The following is a 16,898-nucleotide window of genomic DNA, read 5'->3' on the forward strand; positions in this document are numbered from 1 at the left end:
AAAGCGGCACGGACAGCACGGACAACAACTGCGGGGCTTGCTCGAGCCGCGCTTACCCCCGACCGGCCGACTTATTGACTGAACGGCCAGTCAGTAGTGGAACGTGACGTGACTGTGACCCGCGCGACGGCGAGGCGTCAAGAGGCCTGCACGTGAACGGTTCGGCGCACAGGAACAACTAGGCTTGCGGCGTGACCAGAGTCCGGTTGAGCGTGGCCGCGCGGCGTGAAGAGCTGCTGGGGGCCGCCATCGAACAGATCGAGGCGCGCGGGGTGGCCGCCGTGCGCATCGCCGACGTGGCGTCGGCGCTCGGCGTGAGCAATGCGCTGGTGCTGTACCACTTCTCGACGAAGGAGAAGCTCGTCGCGGCCGCGTTCGCGCACGCCGCCGAGAGCGACCTGGCCCATCTGCGTGGACTGCTCGGCCGCCGCACGACGGCCCTGAAGCGGCTGCGTGCCGCGGTGCGCTGGTACGCGCCGACGGGGCAGGCCAAGGGGTGGCGGCTGTGGATCGAGGGCTGGGCGGCGGCGCTGCGCGAGCCCGCGCTGCGGGAGGTCACGCGGGACCTCGACCGGCAGTGGAAGGCGGCGCTCGCGGAGGTGATCGCCGAGGGCGTGGCGGCGGGCGAGTTCACCTGCCCCGACCCGATGGGGGCGGCGCTGCGGCTCACGGCGCTGCTGGACGGGCTCGCCGTGCAGCTGACGGCGTACAGCGACGGGCGCGCCAGGCCGGCCGCGGTGTCGCGGGCCCGTATGCAGGAGTGGGTGGATGAGGCGCTCGCCCGCGAACTGGGGCTCGAGCGCGCCGAGTTGACCGGAACGGGGCGCTGACGGAAGGCCGTCAGCGCCGCCGTACCGCCGAGGATCACCGCGTCAGGACGCCGCCTCCAGGTGCGCCTTCACCGCGTGCGGGTCCACGAAGCCCTTCGCCTGCACCCGGTCGCCGGAGGACTCGCCGCGAAGGCGGCGCCCGATCCACGGCACCAGGAACTCCCGCGCCCAGTGGATGTCGTCGCGCCGCACCTCGAACGTGCCACGCGGCGGCAGCAGCGGCCAGGCCTGCTCGGGGTCGGCCGGCACGTCGATGCCCAGCGCCTGGCCGGCGCGCAGCGCCACCCGCGTGTGCCCCTCGGGCGAGAGGTGGAGGCGGTCCTCGTCCCAGGCCCTGCGGTCCTGGATGGACCTGAGGGACCACAGGTCGAGCATCAGGCACCCGTGGCGGTCGGCGATCGCCCGCACATGCATGTTGTACGTGGCGATCTTGCCGCGCAGGTGCTTGAGCACGGCCACGTCCCGGGTGTCGAAGCCGGTGGCCACCATGACGGTGCCGGCCGCGTCGGCGAGCTTGACGACGGCCTTCTCGAAGCGTTCGGCCACGTCGTCCGGGTCGGTGCCGGGGCGGATGATGTCGTTGCCGCCGGCGACCAGGGTCACCAGGTCGGGGGCGAGCTCGACCGCCTTGGGGACCTGGTCCGCGACGACCTGGTCGAGCAGCTTGCCGCGCACGGCCAGGTTCGCGTACCTGAAGGTGTCCTCGGGGACACGGTCGTCCAGGAGGACGGCGAGCCGGTCGGCCCAGCCCGCGAACTTTCCGTCGGGGCCGGGGTCGCCGACTCCTTCGGTGAAGCTGTCTCCCACGGCCGCGTAGGACCGGATCGCGCCGTTGAGTGAATCCGTGAGTGCTCTCGATTCGTGTGCCACCCACGTAGTTTCGCTCGCGAAAAGTGACCTACGCCATCGTAGGTAGGGGTTGACGCCTGGTGAGATACCCCACTCGCGATCTCGGGAATAACTGGGGGAACGCGATTCGGCGCCCGGAGGGATTCCCTCCGGGCGCCGAATGGAGCGGGTCGACGAGCCGCTACGACACGTCTCAGGCGTTCACGCCGTGCTCGCTCAGGTAGGCGATCGGGTCGACATCCGAGCCGTAGTCGGCGGTCGTGCGGACCTCGAAGTGCAGGTGCGGGCCGGTGACGTTGCCGGTCGCGCCGGACTTGGCGATCTCCTGGCCGGCCGTCACGGTGTCGCCCTGGGCGACGCCGATCGAGGACAGGTGGCCGTACTGGGAGAAGTGGCCGTCGGCGTGCTCGATGACGACCTCGTTGCCGTACGCGCCGCCCGAGCCGGTCGAGACGACGGTGCCCTCGGCGATGGACTTCACGGAGGTGCCGGTCGGGATCGAGAAGTCGGCACCGGTGTGGCTGCCGCTGGACCACATGGATCCGGAGTTGCCGTAGTCCGTGCCCTTGGCGCCGTCGACCGGCGCCGCGTAGTCGCCGGAGGCGGTCGTCTTGGCGCTCGCCTGCGCGGTGGCGGCCGCGGCCTCGGAGCCGGAGTCGCTGTCGGCCGCGCCGCCGACGGCGAGCTTGACGCCGATCTTGAGGTGGTCCGCGTTGGAGCCGACGGCGTCCTTGTTGTCCTCGTACAGCTTCTTCCAGCCGCCGCCGACGTCCTGCGCCTTGGCGATCTTCGAGAGCGTGTCACCGGCCTTGACGGTGTACGTCGTGGTGTCGGCGGTAGCGCCGGACGTCGCGGCCTGCGCGCCGGAGGCGCCCATCAGCGGCAGCGCGAGCGCGGCTCCACCGGCGGAGGCGACGGCGGCGACACGGGCGATGCGCTGGGAGGTCGAAAGACGGTGCTTTCCCTTTGCGGGCATGCTGATTTTCCTCTCCGTCGCCTACGAGGTGAGCTGTCGGGTTCGGGCTGGAGATGCCCGGCCGCGCCCGGGGTGCGGGCACGGCTTCACCCCTAGCCACTTCGGGAAATCCCTCCGCGGCGTACTGCGTGTGGGTCCCCCGCTCCTGCCGTGACGGGTAGTCGAAAGGAATCCGGGCGGCGGCAGGACTAGGCGTTCCGACCGGATTGATTGGTGACCGTAGGCGAACGGCAATGGCGGCGACAAACCCCGAATTCATCTACGGGGGCAATTCCTTGGGTTTCTGAGGCTTCCCTGTGTAACCCTGCGTCGACATTCTTCGCTTTACCAACGCCATACTTTCGGGGATTACTGGGGAGGCAATCCGGGCCGCCCGGCACGCAGCGTCACGAACATGAAGCCGGTCACGCACACGCCCACAAGCCCCTCCGATTCATGCACAGTTGACACAGAACGGTGCGAATCGGACAGATGGTTGCCTGTGGAACCGATGTCGTATCGTCAGGAGCGCGCCCGCCGGCGACCCAACGCCGGTGCACCGATTGGGAGGAGCCCCTGTGACGCAGCACGCACCGTCCACCGAGCCCGAGCTGACCGGAGTGCGCAACTTCCGGGACGTCGGCGGCCTGCCCACCGTGGACGGCCGGCGCGTGCGCCAGGGCGTACTGTTCCGCAGCGGTCACCTAGCCCACGCCACGGCCGAGGACTCGACCTTCCTCTCCTCCCTCGGCCTGCACACGGTCTTCGACTTCCGCAACTCCGCGGACCAGAAGCTGGAAGGCGCGGACGTCGAACTGCCTGGCGTGCGCAACCTGAACCTGCCGCTCAACGACCCCGCCGACGGCGCCGAATTCTGGACCATGGTCCGCGACGGCAACATCGACCAGCTGCGCCAGATCCTCTCCGAGGGCCGCGCGGCGAACCGGCTCGTCGACTCCTACCGCACCATGATCAAGGAGCGCACCGCCGAGCACAGCCGCGTGCTGCACTCCCTCGCCGAGGACAGCCTCCCCGCGCTGATGCACTGCGCGGCGGGCAAGGACCGCGCGGGTCTGTCGATCGCGGTGACGCTGCTCGCGGTGGGCGTGGAGCGCGACGCCATCGAGGCGGACTACCTCAAGTCCAACGAGAAGCACCGCCGCTACAACGTGCGCCGCACCGCCACCGCGAAGGACGCCTACTCCCCCGAGATCATGGAGCTGCTCAGCCCGCTCTTCGACGCCCGCATCGAGTACCTCAACGCGGGCCTCGAGACCATCGACGAGCACTGGGGCAGCACGGACCGCTACCTCGAAGAGGGCCTGAAGGTCACCGCGGCGACGCGCGAGCGACTGCGCGAGCGCCTCCTCGACTAGGGCCCTTCTGACGGATCTTGCCGGAGTCGCGGGGTCTGGCACGCGCCTGCACCGCCCATTGACGCCGTCCGCGTCCAGCCTGACCCGTCAGAAGGGCCCTAGCGTCCGCCCGAGCGCTTCCTCGGCCGAGGCCCGGCAGCACCTGACGCCCGGCAGCACCGCCTCGGCCGAGGCCCGACGTCACCCCTCTCTGTCGCGAAGTGCCGCGCGGGCAGGGAGGGTTACGGCGAGCAGGCCGAGGCACACCGCGCCTGCCGCGAACGTGCCGTACACCAGCGGGGGTATGTACGGGGACTCCCCCGTCATGCCGCGCATCATCGGGGTCAGCGTGATCAGCGCGATGGTCGTGCCCAGCGCCAGCCCCGCCGCCGACACCAGCAGACTCTCCCAGCGCAGCATCCGCAGCACCTGGCGGCGCGTGGAGCCGACCAGGCGGAGCACGGTCAGTTCGCGACGTCGGTCCAGGACCGTCATCACCAGGGTGTTGACCGCGGCGACGGCGGCGAAGCCGCCCAGGACCGCGGCCATCATGTAGTTGGACCAGGCGCCCAGTTCACTGTCCACGCTCTGCGCGACGGCGTAGCCCGAGGCGTCGGTGACCTTGCCGAGTGCGGTGAGCGGCTCGGCGTCGCCGCCGCGCACCAGCAGCGTGCCGTCGAAGCCCGATGTGACGTGGCCGGCCAGGGACGCCCGGTCCATGGTCACCGCCGCCAGACCGAGGCCCCGGCCGTAGACCGCGGCGACCTCCGGACGGGCCTTCGTGCCGTCGGGGAGGTGGAGCGGCAGCTTGTCGCCCACCTTCACCTTCGCCGCCGTGGCGAGGGTCTTGTCGATGGCGATGCGGCCCGCGCCCACGCGGTCCAGGCTGCCGCCGCGCACATCCAGATCCTGCACCTTGGCGAGCTCGGCCCCGGAGCCCGAGATGCCCTGGGTCGCGGTTGCCTGCAACGAGGTCTCGCCACCGGAGTCGACCGGTACGAGCACCTGCGTGTCGAGCAGGCTCACGGCCGCCCTCACGCCGGGAGCGCGGGCGGCCCGGTCGGCGGCGCCCGCGGGCAGGCCTGCCGGGTCGGTGACGACGTGGTCCGCCGTGATGCCCTCGCGCAGCTGGTCCGCGGAGACCTTGCTCTCGCTCGTGTGCATGAAGACCAGCGTCGAGGCGAAGGCCATCGCCAGCACGATCGGCGTGATCGCGGAGGCCAACCGACGGGAGTTCGTCCGGGAGTTGGCGGCCGCCAGCGAGGCCGAGGCGCCGCCCCCGCGCAGCAGCAGGCCGAAGAGCGCCGCGCACAGCCGGGCCACCAGCGGGCCGAGCAGGGCGACGGCCAGCATGAAGAGCATCACGACGCCGAGCGAGGCGTTCGCCGCGTCGGCACCGCCCGTGGAGGCCGCGACACCGGCGAGCGCCGAGCCGCCGCCCAGGGCCGCGAGACCGAGCACGGTCCGGATGACACCCGGTCGCAGCCGCTCCACGGAGGCCTCGGCGAGCGCCTGACCCGGCTTGATCTTCGCGGGCCTGCGCCCGGCGATCCAGCCGGCGCCGAGCGCCGTGAGCAGCCCGGTCCCGACGGCGGCGACCAGCGGGATCCACGAGACGTGCAGCTCGACCGCCTGCGGGACGGCCCCACGGTCCTTCAGCTGCCCGAACCACCAGTGCGCAAGCCCGATGCCCGGCAGGCACCCGAGCACCCCGGCGAGCGGCGCGACGAGCAGCGCCTCGGCGGCGACCGCCCGGCGGATCTGCCGCGGGGTGGCGCCGACGGCACGCAGCAGCGCGAACTCGCGCGTGCGCTGGCCGACCGAGAGGGCGACGGTGCCTGCCGCGGTGAACACGGCCACCAAAGTGGCGATCCCGCCGAAGGAGCCGCCGAGCGCGGTGAGCGTCTCCTTGGCGTACGCCAGGCCGTGGTCCTCGACCTCGCCGCGGTCGTCGCCGGTGAGCACCTGCGCGCCGGAGCCGGTGAGCGCCTTATCGACGGCGGTGGCGAGGGCACCGGTGTCGGCGCCGTCCTTGGCCAGTACGGCGATGGCGTCGGCCTTGCCGGGGTGCCCGGACAGCGCGGGGGCCTCGGTGTCGGCGAACCAGGCCGTGGCCCCGCCGCCGGTCGCTGTGCCTGCCGTCGCGGTGTCCCCGGACCCGGCCCTGGCCAGACCGGACACCCGGAACTCCGCCTGTCCCGCCGCCGTTTCGAGTACGACGGTGTCGCCGACGCCGGCCTTCGCGGTGCGGGCCGCTGCGGCGTCGAGTGCTACCTCGCCCGTGCGCGGCGCGGCGCCCGCGGACAGCGCGGAGCCGGTGAAGGCGTGCGAGCCCCAGCCGTGACCGGTGAGCGCGCCGCTCCCCTGCCGCACGGGGAAGGTGAAGTCGGCCACCGCGGCCTCGGCGCCCGGCGCATGGGCCGCCTTCGCCGCGAGCCCCACGTCCACGCGCGCGGTGTCCGGGAGCGGGTACTTGCTTTCCTCGGGGCCGTCGATGGTGTCGGCGACGACCCGCGCGGACTGGTCGGCCGCCGCCACGACCGGCGCCTTCGCGTACCGCTCCGCCGGAACCGAGGCGCGTACGCCCGTCTCCAGCAGCGTGCCGCAGGCCGCGACGATCAGGGCCGACATCAGCAGCGCGACGAAGGTGCCCACGAACGAGGCAGGTTTGAAGCGGACGGCCGCCCGCGCGAGGCCGTTCGGGGCGAGGCTCCTCATGCCACCGCCCCCGCCATCGTGCCCGGGTGGGCGGTACGGGCGGTGAGCGTCGCCATCCGCGCCGCGATCCGCTCCGCCGAACCGCGCTCCAGGCTGTCGGCGAAGGCGCCGTCGGCGAGGAACAGCACACGGTCGGCCCAGGCGGCCGCGACCGGGTCGTGGGTGACCATGACGACGGTGGCGCCGAGGGTGTCCACCGCGTTGCGGAGCAGGCCGAGGACCTCGGCGGCGGTGCCGGTGTCGAGGGCACCGGTGGGCTCGTCGGCGAACACCACGTCGGGGCTCGTGACCAGGGCGCGGGCGACGGCCACACGCTGCTGCTGGCCACCGGAGAGCTCGCCGGGCCGGCGCCGCGCCTTGTCGGCGAGCCCGACCTGCGCGAGCATCGCGGCCGCCCGGCGGCGGTCCTGGCGGCGCCCGGCCAGACGCATGGGCAGCAGGACGTTCTGCTCCACGGTCAGCGACGGCAGCAGGTTGAACGCCTGGAACACGAAGCCGAGGCGGCTGCGGCGCAGCTCGGTGAGGCTGTTCTCGCTCATTCCGGTGATCTCCGTGCCACCGAGGCGCACGGATCCCGCCGACGGCCGGTCGAGCCCGGCGGCGCACTGCAGGAAGGTGGACTTGCCGGACCCGGAGGGCCCCATCACGGCCGTGAACGTGCCGCGCGGCAGCGCGAGGTCGACGCCCGCGAGGGCGTGCACCGCGCCGGCCCCGCGTCCGTACTGCCGCCGCACACCGCGCAGTTCCACCGCGAGACCCGGCGTCCCGGCCGGCTCCTCCGGCCGGTTGTCCTCCGTCGTCCGCCGCTTGCCCCTGCGTAGCCTCATCGCCCTGTCCCGCCCTCTCGTACTCTTCCGCGTTCTGACGGAGAGGAGTGTGCGAGGACGACCGGGCGCCTGGCGTCATACCCGGGAGCCAAAGTGGAGGTGCTACTGCAGTAGGGGGTGCCGCCTCACTGGTTCCCGCCCAACGTGAAGAGCAAATAGATGAACCCCGCCAGCGCGTGTCCCGCGAAGACGTACACGAGGACCCGGATCAGGATGCCGCGCGGGAGCTTGTCCTCTATGTCGCGGCGGGCCGGGGCCGGGCTCGAACCGGTCGCACCGGTCCCACTGGCCCCACCGGTCGCACCAGTCGTGTCGGCCGTGTCAGCCATGGCGGGTCTCCTTTACCGGTCCGGCCGACGGGCCGAGGCACAGCGCGGCCGTCGGGCTCTGCAGCAGGGTGTGGACGAACAGGAAGTCGACGCCGCCCCGGTCGAGGGCGGCGATGCGGTGCGGGGTGAGCGAGTCGAAGTGGGAGCTGTCGCCGGGGTCGAGCCGGTAGGACGTGTCCCCGAGCCGCAGCCGCAGGCGGCCCGACAGGACGTACAGCCACTCCTCCCCCGGGTGCACGCGTACGACATCGCCCTGGGACCCGTACGGCGCGTGGACCTGCAACGCCTGCATGCCGCGCCCGGGCGAACCGGCCTGCCGGTACGTCCAGCCCCCGGCCTCGGTGGCCTCCATCGTGCCGCCGCGCACGACCGCGTCCCGGTCGGCGGGGGTCTCGCCGAGGAGTTCGGATACGGTCGTACCGTAGATACGGGCGAGTGAGAGCAGCATCGGGAGCGAGGGCTGACGCTGCCCGGTCTCCAGGCGGGAGAGGTGCGCCGGGGACAGGCCGGCGGATCCGGCGGCGGCCTCCAGGGTGAGGGCGGCGCGGCGGCGCAGTTCGCGGAGCTGGGGCGCGACGGCGGGAAGTTCCGGGGATTCCGGGACCTCCGCACCGTCCGCCTCGTCCGGCGAGAGGGCAGGGCTCATGCTGTCGATTCAGCCAGAGCCATGCCCCTCCGGCAACTTTCTTGCCTCAGAGGCAAAAGCCACCGACTTGAGCCAGGGCGCCCTCAGCGGTTCGCCACCGCCTGCTTGATCAGCGTCTTGCTGAAGTCCCACATCAGTCCGCCGCCACTGTGCGCGTCGTCCATGACAGCCGTGAACGCCTCGACGAACCGCTCGACGTCGGCTTCGTTCACCACGAGCGGCGGGATCAGTTTGATGACTTCGAGGTGGTCACCGGAGACCTGCGTCAGGATCCGGTGCTTCTGGAGCAGCGGCACCACGACCATCTGCGCGAACAGGCCCTTGCGTGCGGCCTGCAGCATCGCCCAACGGCTGCGCAGCTTGAGGGACTTGGGGCGGCCGAACTCGATGCCGACCATCAGGCCGCGGCCGCGTACGTCGCTCAACAGCTCGTAGCGGTCGATGAGTTCGGTGAGTTTCGACGTGAGCAGCTCGCCCATCGCCCGCGCGTTCGCGACCGTCTCCTCGTCCTCCATGACCGACAGGACGGCGAGGCCCGCCGCCATCGCCTGCGCGTTGGAGCCGAAGCTCGCCGAGTGGACGAGGACCCGGTCCATGGACGAGTAGACCTTCTTGAAGATCCAGTCCTTGCCGAGCGTCGCGCCGACCGGCACATATCCGCCCGACAGCGCCTTCGCGACGCACACCAGGTCCGGTTCGACGCCCTCCTCGTGCTGGTAGGCGTAGAAGTCGCCGGTGCGGCCGAGTCCCGTCTGCACCTCGTCGGCGATCAGCAGCGCCTTGTGCCCCCGCAGCAGCTCCTGCGCGGCCCGCAGATAGCCGGGCGGCGCCTCGTACACGCCCTTGCCCTGGATCGGTTCGACGATGAGCCCGGCGACGTCGCCCTTCTTCAACTCCCGTGCCAGCGCGTCGAGATCGCCGAGCGGGACCGGGGTGTCGGGCAGCAGCGGCGCGAAGCCGTCGCGGAAGCCGTCCTCACCGTTCACCGACAGCGCTCCGGTCGTCAGGCCGTGGAAGGCGTGTGCGCAGTACAGGATCCGCGGCTTGCCGGTCGCGTAGCGCGCGAACTTCAGCGCCGTCTCCACCGCCTCCGTACCGCTGTTGCCGAAGAACACCCGGTCCAGGTGCGGGCTGTGGGTGAGCAGCTTCTCGGCGAGCAGCCCCGGCAGCGGCTGGCAGTCGAACCGGGTGAGGTCCGCGAGCGAGGCATCCAACACATCGTGCAGCGCCTTGCGTACGACGGGGTGGTGCCGGCCGAGGCCCATGACGCCGAATCCGGCGAGCATGTCCAGGTAGTCGTTGCCGTCCGCGTCCCAGAAGTGCGCGCCCTCGGCCCGCTCGTAGACCTTGTCGAAGCCGATGGTGTGGAGCATCTTCGGCAGCTGGTGGTTGAGGTACTTGGTGTGCAGCTCGTACCGTTCGGCGCCGCGCTCGGCGAGCAGCGTGCCGAGGTCGAACTCCTTGCTCATGTGTTGATCTCCTTGCCGGATTCGACAGGGCCGGGGTGCGCGGGCCGCATGGGGTGCCCGGGCCGCGCGGCCTTGAAGCCGAGACTCGTCGCGATCCGGCCCGCGATCTCCACGGGTGTCAGACCGATGTCGGCGAGCACCTCGCCGCGTTTGGCGTGCTCCAGGAACTGCTCGGGAATGCCGAACCTCCGTACGGGTACGTCGACTTCGGCCTCGCCGAGGGCGAGCGCGACCGCCGAACCGACGCCCGCCGCCTTGCTGTTGTCCTCGACGACGGCGACCAGCTCGTGCGCGGCGGCCAGCGGCGTGAGGTCGGGGTCGACGGGTTTGACCCACCGCGGGTCCACGACCGTGCAGTTGATGCCGCGCTCCTCAAGCAGGTCCGCGGCCTGTAGGCACACCGGCGCCATGACGCCGACCGAGACGAGGAGCACCCGCGCGTCCGGCGTCCGGTGCAGCACGTCGATGCCGCCGACCCGGTCGACCGCCGCGATCGGCGCGCCCACCGACTCCTTGGGGAACCGCAGCATGGTCGGCGCCTCGTCGACGGCGACCGCTTCCCGCAGCTGCGCCCGGAGTTGGTCGGCGTCGCGCGGCGCGGCGATCCGCAGACCCGGTACGACCTGGAGCACGGACATGTCCCACATGCCGTTGTGGGAGGGGCCGTCGGCGCCGGTGACCCCGGCCCGGTCGAGCACGAAGGTGACCCCGCACTTGTGCAGTGCGACGTCCATCAACAGCTGGTCGAAGGCCCGGTTCAGGAAGGTCGCGTACACGGCAACCACCGGGTGCAGCCCGCCCGTTGCGAGTCCGGCGGCCGACACGGCGGCGTGCTGTTCGGCGATCCCGACGTCCCACACCCGCTCGGGGAACTCCTGGGCGAACTTGGTGAGCCCCACCGGGTGCAGCATCGCCGCGGTGATCGCGACGACGTCCTCCCGCTCGCGCCCGATGGCCGCGATCTCGTCGCCGAACACCGAGGTCCAGGAAGGCCCGTTGGACGGCGCGAGCGGCTCGCAGGTGAGCGGGTCCATCACGCCGACGGTGTGGAAGCGGTCGGCCTCGTCGGCGAGCGCGGGCTCGTAGCCGCGGCCCTTCTCGGTCAGGCAGTGCACAAGTACGGGGCCGTGGAAGCGTTTTGCGCGCCGCAGGGCGGATTCGACGGCGCCCACGTCGTGGCCGTCGATGGGACCCACGTACTTCAGGCCCAGGTCCTCGAACATGCCCTGCGGCGCGAACGCGTCCTTGAAGCCCTTCTTCGCGCCGTGCAGCGACTCGTAGACCGTGTGCCCGACCACGGGGGTCTTCAGCAGCACGTCCTTGCCCCAGGCCAGCACCTTCTCGTACGAGTCCGTGGTGCGCAGCGTCGCCAGATGGTTGGCGAGGCCGCCGATGGTGGGCGCGTACGAGCGCTCGTTGTCGTTGACGACGATGATGAGCGGCCGGTCCTTGGCGGCCGCGATGTTGTTCAGCGCCTCCCAGGCCATGCCGCCGGTCAGCGCGCCGTCCCCGATCACGGCGACGACGTGCCCGCGCTCGCCCTGCACCTGGCGTGCCTTGGCGAGGCCGTCGGCCCAGCCGAGCGCCGTGGAGGCGTGCGAGTTCTCCACGATGTCGTGCTCGGACTCCTCGCGCGAGGGGTAGCCGGACAGGCCGCCCTTGCCGCGCAGCTTGGAGAAGTCCTGGCGGCCCGTCAGGAGCTTGTGCACATAGCTCTGGTGACCGGTGTCCCACACGAGGCGGTCGACCGGCGATTCGAAGACCCGGTGCAGCGCGATGGACAGTTCCACCACGCCGAGGTTCGGCCCGAGGTGACCCCCCGTCCTCGCGACCGCGTGGATCAGGAACTCCCTGACCTCATGGGCCAGTTCGCCGACCTCCTCCTCGCTCAGTGCCTTCAGGTCGCGCGGCCCCCGGATGGATTCCAGTATCGTCACGCTCGAGCCCCCTTCCCATCCGTACTTAAGAACTCAGCACTTAAGAACTCAGCTCACGGTGACGTCGGGCGCTCCCGACACGACGCCGTCCTTCTCCATCTGTTCGGCGATCTTCATCGCCTCTTCGATCAGCGTCTCGACGATCTTCGACTCGGGCACCGTCTTGATGACCTCGCCCTTGACGAAGATCTGGCCCTTGCCGTTGCCGGACGCGACACCGAGGTCCGCCTCGCGGGCCTCGCCGGGGCCGTTGACCACGCACCCCATGACAGCCACCCGCAGCGGCACCTCCATGCCGTCGAGCCCGGCGGTCACCTCGTCGGCGAGCTTGTAGACGTCCACCTGCGCGCGCCCGCAGGACGGGCACGACACGATCTCCAGGCGGCGCTGGCGCAGGCCCAGCGACTCCAGGATCTGGATGCCGACCTTGCACTCCTCGGCGGGCGGCGCGGACAGCGAGACCCGGATGGTGTCGCCGATGCCCTCGGACAGCAACGCCCCGAAGGCGACAGCGGACTTGATGGTTCCCTGGAAGGCGGGTCCTGCCTCGGTGACACCCAGGTGCAGCGGGTAGTCGCACGCGGCGGCGAGCTGCCGGTACGCGTTGACCATGACCACCGGGTCGTTGTGCTTCACCGAGATCTTGATGTCCCGGAAGCCGTGCTCCTCGAAGAGCGAGGCCTCCCACAGCGCCGACTCGACGAGGGCCTCCGGGGTCGCCTTCCCGTACTTCTGGAGCAGCCGCTTGTCCAGCGAGCCGGCGTTGACCCCGATACGGATCGGTGTGCCGGCGTCCGATGCCGCCCGCGCGATCTGCTTCACCTTGTCGTCGAACTGCTTGATGTTGCCCGGGTTCACGCGCACCGCCGCGCACCCCGCGTCGATGGCGGCGAACACGTACTTCGGCTGGAAGTGGATGTCCGCGATCACGGGGATCTGCGACTTGCGCGCGATGGTCGCGAGCGCGTCCGCGTCGTCCTGCGTCGGGCAGGCCACACGCACGATCTGGCAGCCGGAGGCGGTCAGTTCGGCGATCTGCTGAAGCGTCGCCCCGATGTCGGACGTCCGCGTCGTCGTCATCGACTGTACGGAAACGGGTGCCCCGCCTCCCACGGCCACCGGTCCGACCTGGATCTGACGGCTGATCCGCCGTTCAGCGATGGGTCGGACCGGCACCTCGGGGAGGCCCAGTGAAACAGGGTCTCCATTCATGACGCGCTCACCCACGGTTCCCGGCGACGGTCTCGGACATGGCGCGAATGGACTCCTTCAGCGATCCCATCGTGGCGAGCACGGCGGTCGGCTCGTAGCCGCAGTGCGCCATGCAGTTGTCGCAGCGCGGGTCCTTGCCGCGGCCGTAGGCGTCCCAGTCGGTCTTCTCGATGAGCTCCTTGTACGTGGGTACGTACCCGTCGGCCATCAGGTAGCAGGGCTTCTGCCAGCCGAAGAGCGAGTAGTTCGGGATGGCCCACGCGGTGCACGGGAAGTCGACCTTGCCCTCGAGGAAGTCGAGGAACAGGGGCGAGTGGTTGAGCCGCCAGCGCCGCCGGTTGCCGCCCGTGAACGCCTTCTTGAAGAGCTCACGGGTCTGCGTGACGCCCAGGAAGTGGTCCTGGTCGGGCGCCTTCTCGTAGGCGTACGCGGGCGAGATCATCATCTCGTCGACCTGGAGGTCGTCGTTGAGGTAGTTGAGCACCTCGATGATGTTCTGCGGGGTGTCCGTGTTGAAGAAGGTCGAGTTCGTGGTGACCCGGAAGCCGCGCTGCTTGGCCTCCTTGATCGCCTCGACCGCCTCGTCGAAGACACCTTCCTTGGCGACGGACTCGTCGTGCCGCTCGCGCATGCCGTCGATGTGCACCGTGAAGGCGAAGTACGGCGAGGGCGTGAACTTCTCCATCTTCTTGCGCAGCAGCATGGCGTTGGTGCACAGGAAGACGTACTTCTTCTTGGCCACCAACTGACGCACGATCTCATCGATCTGAGGGTGCATCAGCGGCTCGCCGCCCGCGATGGACACCATCGGGGCGCCCGATTCGAGGACGGCGCCGACGGCCTGGGCGACCGGCATGCGCTGCTTGAGCACCCCGGCCGGGTGCTGGATCTTTCCGCAGCCCTCGCACTTCAGATTGCAGGCGAAGAGCGGTTCCAATTCGACGATGAGCGGAAACTTGTCCCGCCGGCGGATCTTCTGTTCAGCGAGATACGTCGCAACCTTGATGGATTGACGAAGCGGCATGGCCATCTGGGCTCACCTCCGAGGGAGCAGCAAAGAACGGTGCCATTCAAAAAAGGCGGGAAGGACGGCACGAAGGACACGGAACGCCGATAGTCCACCGCGAACCGTGCCGATCCTGACGAGTTCATGTTCTGGAGCGTCCACGACCACCCGGACGGCGGCAACCGGACGCCTCCCGGCGCCACCGGCCGCCCGCAGGGTCGCGGCCGACTCCATGTCGACGGCGATCGCGCCGGTCGCGAGCAGGTCGGCGCGCTCGTGCCCGCGCACCACGTGGTCCGAGCCGGTCAGCGGCCCGGTGTGCACGGTCCTGCCGGGCACGGCCCTGACCAGCTCCTTGACCAGGAGATCCGTGCCCGCGCACGGCGTGGCGCCGTGCGCGTCGCGGGTCTCCTCGGCCACGACCAGGTCGCCGGGGTGCATGCCGGGCGCGAGCCCGGCGCAGAACCCGGTGGCCACGACGGCGGCGTCGCGCAGCACGGCGTCACCGAGGGCGCGGGTCACCGCCTGCTCGGCGGCCTTGGGCCCCATGCCCGTACGCAGCACGGTCACGGGGCTCGTGGCCCCGGCCCGGCTGCCGCTGCGCAGCGCGAGGTGCTCGATGCCGAGCGCACAGGCGACCAGCAGCGGCGCGGTGTCCGACGGTCGGCCCGTCGGCGATGCGGTCATCAGCTCCCCTTGGCGGCGGCGCCCTTGTCGCTGAAGGGCTCGCCGTGGACGTACCGGCCGAGCGCGGTCAGCGGGAACACCTGCCGGTACAGGTGGTAGTTGATCGAGAAGTCCCAGGGGAAGCCGGTACCGGTGAAGTACGGCTCGTCCCAGGTCCCGTCCTCGGTCTGGGTGTCGGCGAGATACGTGACGCCGCGCTCGACGGCCTTCGACTCCCGCTCCCCCGCCGCGAGCAGCGCGAGCAGCGCCCAGCCGGTCTGCGAGGCGGTCGAGGCGCCGTGCCCCTTCCAGTCCTCGTAGCGGTACGAGCGCAGGTCCTCGCCCCAGCCGCCGTCCTCGTTCTGGACGGACTCCAGCCAGCTGACGGCCCGTCTGATCGCGGGGTGCGAGGCGGGCAGGCCGGCCGCGATCAGGGCGGGCACCACGGAGCCGGTGCCGTAGACGTAGTTGACGCCCCAGCGGCCGAACCAGGCGCCGCTGTCCTCCTGTTCGGCGAGCAGCCACTCGATGCCGCGCCGGGTGCGCGGGTCGCGCGTGTGGCCCTCAATGGCGAGCATCTCGACGACGTGCCCGGTGACGTCGGCGGACGGTGGGTCGATGACCTCGCCGAAGTCGCAGAACGGCAGCCGGTTGGGGAACGGGCTGGTGTTGTCGACGTCGAAGGCGCCCCACGCGCCGTTCTTCGACTGCATCCCGAGGTTCCAACGCACACCGCGCTCGATGGCCCGCTCGACGCGCGCCTTGTCGGGGTGGTTCACCCGGCGCAGCGCGAGCACGACCTCGGCGGTGTCGTCGATGTCGGGGTAGTTGTCGTTGTCGAACTCGAACGCCCAGCCGCCGGGCTCCAGTTGGGGCTTGCGCACGGACCAGTCGCCCGGCCGGTCGATCTGCTCGGTGATCATCCACTCGGCGGCCCTGACGAGCGCCGGGTGGTCGGCGGGCAGGCCCGCGTCGGCGAGCGCGATCGTCGCCAGACAGGTGTCCCACACCGGCGACTGGCAGGCCTCGATCATCCGGGCCCCGTCCTCGCGCCACACGGCGAACCGGTCCAGGGAGGCCAACCCGGCCTTGAGGACCGGGTGTTCGAGGTCGTAGCCGAGCAGGTGGAGCGCGATGACGGAGTAGACGGCGGGCGGCTGGATGCCGCCCCAGCAGCCGTCGTTCTCCTGGCGCTCGATGATCCAGCGGGCCGCGGAGTTGACCGCGGCCTTGCGCAGCCGCTTCAGGGCCACCTTGTGGTAGCCGTGCATGATCTTGTCGAGCCGCTGGAACGCTCCGTCCCAACTCGCCACCGGGGCAAGGGGCTTGGCGGGGTTCGGATCGCGGGCATCCGTGTGCAGCTCGTCCAGCGGGAACGGCGCGGGGCGCACCGGGCGCTTCGCGGAGACCACGGTGAGCGGCACGATCGTCTGCCGGGCCCAGCAGCCGAAGTCGTAGATGTTGAGCGGCATCCACTTGGGGAAGTAGATGAGCTCCGGCGGCAGTTCGGGGAGGTCGTCCCACTTCCACCAGCCGAACAGGGCCAGCCAGATCCGGGTGAACACGCGACTGGCGGCGATGCCGCCGCGCTCGCGGACCCACGCGGAGGCCTTGGCCATGTGCGCGTCGTCCGGGGAGTCACCGGCCAGGCGCAGCGCGACGTACGCCTCGATGGTGGTGGACAGCTCGCCGGGCCCGCCGTAGAAGGTGGCCCAGGTGCCGTCCTCGCGCTGCTCGCCGCGGATGAACAGCGCGGCCGCGTCGGTGGTGGCCTTGTCCCTGATGCCGAGGAACTGGCGCAGCAGCAGGTCTTCGGCGTCCATCGTCACGTTCGTGTCGAGGTCGCCCTTCCACCAGCCCCGGTCGTCCTGCCGCGCGAGCAGGAAGTCCGTGGCGCGCTGTATGGCTCGGCCGGCGGCGGCGTCGGTCCCGGCCGCCCCGGGGGTCGTGTCGGTCAGTTGGGCAGTGGTGGCCGAGGTCGTCTGCGGTGCCGTGGCGCCGGAGCTTCCGTCGGTCGTCGCTGTCATGGCTATCCCTTCATGCAGTGGTTCTGATGCTGGGTAACCGTCGGCCGGGGCCCTGGCGGGACACCGGCCGGC

14 protein-coding genes and 1 riboswitch are annotated in these 16,898 nt (G+C 70.9%); of the genes, 2 read left to right on the forward strand and 12 right to left on the reverse strand.

Features of this window, described 5'->3' with window-relative positions:
- Positions 1-191 precede the first annotated feature (191 nt).
- Entirely contained in the window at positions 192-830 is a 639-nt protein-coding gene (locus OKJ99_RS19395; RefSeq protein ID WP_326017976.1) for a TetR/AcrR family transcriptional regulator, read from the forward strand.
- Between the two features lie 42 nt (positions 831-872).
- Here the strand turns inward: OKJ99_RS19395 and OKJ99_RS19400 are convergent, their stop codons facing one another.
- Positions 873-1,700: an SGNH/GDSL hydrolase family protein gene (locus OKJ99_RS19400; RefSeq protein WP_326017977.1), complete on the reverse strand. Its 828-nt coding sequence runs from the start codon at positions 1,698-1,700 to the stop codon at positions 873-875.
- Between the two features lie 172 nt (positions 1,701-1,872).
- Positions 1,873-2,655, reverse strand: a complete 783-nt coding sequence (locus tag OKJ99_RS19405; RefSeq protein ID WP_326017979.1) for a M23 family metallopeptidase — start codon at positions 2,653-2,655, stop codon at positions 1,873-1,875.
- Positions 2,656-2,658: 3 nt separating this feature from the next.
- Positions 2,659-2,829, reverse strand: a riboswitch (cyclic di-AMP (ydaO/yuaA leader).
- A gap of 383 nt (positions 2,830-3,212) precedes the next feature.
- Between OKJ99_RS19405 and OKJ99_RS19410 the strand changes: the two genes are divergently transcribed.
- Positions 3,213-4,010 carry a tyrosine-protein phosphatase gene (locus OKJ99_RS19410; protein WP_326017981.1) on the forward strand — a complete coding sequence of 266 codons (798 nt, stop codon included), beginning with the start codon at positions 3,213-3,215 and terminating at the stop codon, positions 4,008-4,010.
- A gap of 180 nt (positions 4,011-4,190) precedes the next feature.
- Here OKJ99_RS19410 and OKJ99_RS19415 read toward each other — a convergent pair whose 3' ends face one another.
- From OKJ99_RS19415 to shc, 10 genes are all read right to left on the reverse strand, one after another.
- Positions 4,191-6,707, reverse strand: coding sequence for an ABC transporter permease (locus OKJ99_RS19415; RefSeq protein ID WP_326017982.1), 2,517 nt, complete (start codon positions 6,705-6,707; stop codon positions 4,191-4,193).
- Positions 6,704-7,534 (reverse strand): ABC transporter ATP-binding protein, encoded by an 831-nt coding sequence (locus tag OKJ99_RS19420; protein ID WP_326017984.1) that lies wholly within the window; start codon positions 7,532-7,534, stop codon positions 6,704-6,706. Before OKJ99_RS19420 ends, OKJ99_RS19415 begins: the two co-directional genes overlap by 4 nt.
- Before the next feature lie 125 nt (positions 7,535-7,659).
- On the reverse strand, positions 7,660-7,863 hold the full coding sequence (locus tag OKJ99_RS19425; protein ID WP_326017986.1) for a DUF6126 family protein: 204 nt from the start codon (positions 7,861-7,863) through the stop codon (positions 7,660-7,662).
- Positions 7,856-8,509: a helix-turn-helix domain-containing protein gene (locus tag OKJ99_RS19430; RefSeq protein WP_326017987.1), complete on the reverse strand. Its 654-nt coding sequence runs from the start codon at positions 8,507-8,509 to the stop codon at positions 7,856-7,858. Before OKJ99_RS19430 ends, OKJ99_RS19425 begins: the two co-directional genes overlap by 8 nt.
- An 83-nt stretch (positions 8,510-8,592) precedes the next feature.
- Positions 8,593-9,978, reverse strand: coding sequence for an aspartate aminotransferase family protein (locus OKJ99_RS19435; protein ID WP_326017989.1), 1,386 nt, complete (start codon positions 9,976-9,978; stop codon positions 8,593-8,595).
- Positions 9,975-11,915: a 1-deoxy-D-xylulose-5-phosphate synthase gene (gene dxs, locus OKJ99_RS19440; protein WP_326017991.1), complete on the reverse strand. Its 1,941-nt coding sequence runs from the start codon at positions 11,913-11,915 to the stop codon at positions 9,975-9,977. The genes OKJ99_RS19435 and dxs overlap by 4 nt, the downstream gene beginning before the upstream one ends.
- Before the next feature lie 48 nt (positions 11,916-11,963).
- Entirely contained in the window at positions 11,964-13,127 is a 1,164-nt protein-coding gene (gene ispG / locus OKJ99_RS19445) for a flavodoxin-dependent (E)-4-hydroxy-3-methylbut-2-enyl-diphosphate synthase (RefSeq protein ID WP_326017992.1), read from the reverse strand.
- 7 nt (positions 13,128-13,134) lie between these two features.
- A complete protein-coding gene (hpnH, locus tag OKJ99_RS19450) occupies positions 13,135-14,157 on the reverse strand; it encodes an adenosyl-hopene transferase HpnH (protein ID WP_326017994.1) in 1,023 nt (340 codons plus the stop codon).
- 6 nt (positions 14,158-14,163) lie between these two features.
- Complete coding sequence (locus OKJ99_RS19455) at positions 14,164-14,820, reverse strand: phosphorylase family protein (protein ID WP_326017995.1); 657 nt, start codon at positions 14,818-14,820, stop codon at positions 14,164-14,166.
- Positions 14,820-16,826 carry a squalene--hopene cyclase gene (shc, locus tag OKJ99_RS19460; protein ID WP_326017997.1) on the reverse strand — a complete coding sequence of 669 codons (2,007 nt, stop codon included), beginning with the start codon at positions 16,824-16,826 and terminating at the stop codon, positions 14,820-14,822. The genes OKJ99_RS19455 and shc overlap by 1 nt, the downstream gene beginning before the upstream one ends.
- Positions 16,827-16,898 lie beyond the last annotated feature (72 nt).

It is taken from the genome of Streptomyces endophyticus (assembly GCF_035798155.1).
Classification (GTDB): domain Bacteria; phylum Actinomycetota; class Actinomycetes; order Streptomycetales; family Streptomycetaceae; genus Streptomyces; species Streptomyces endophyticus.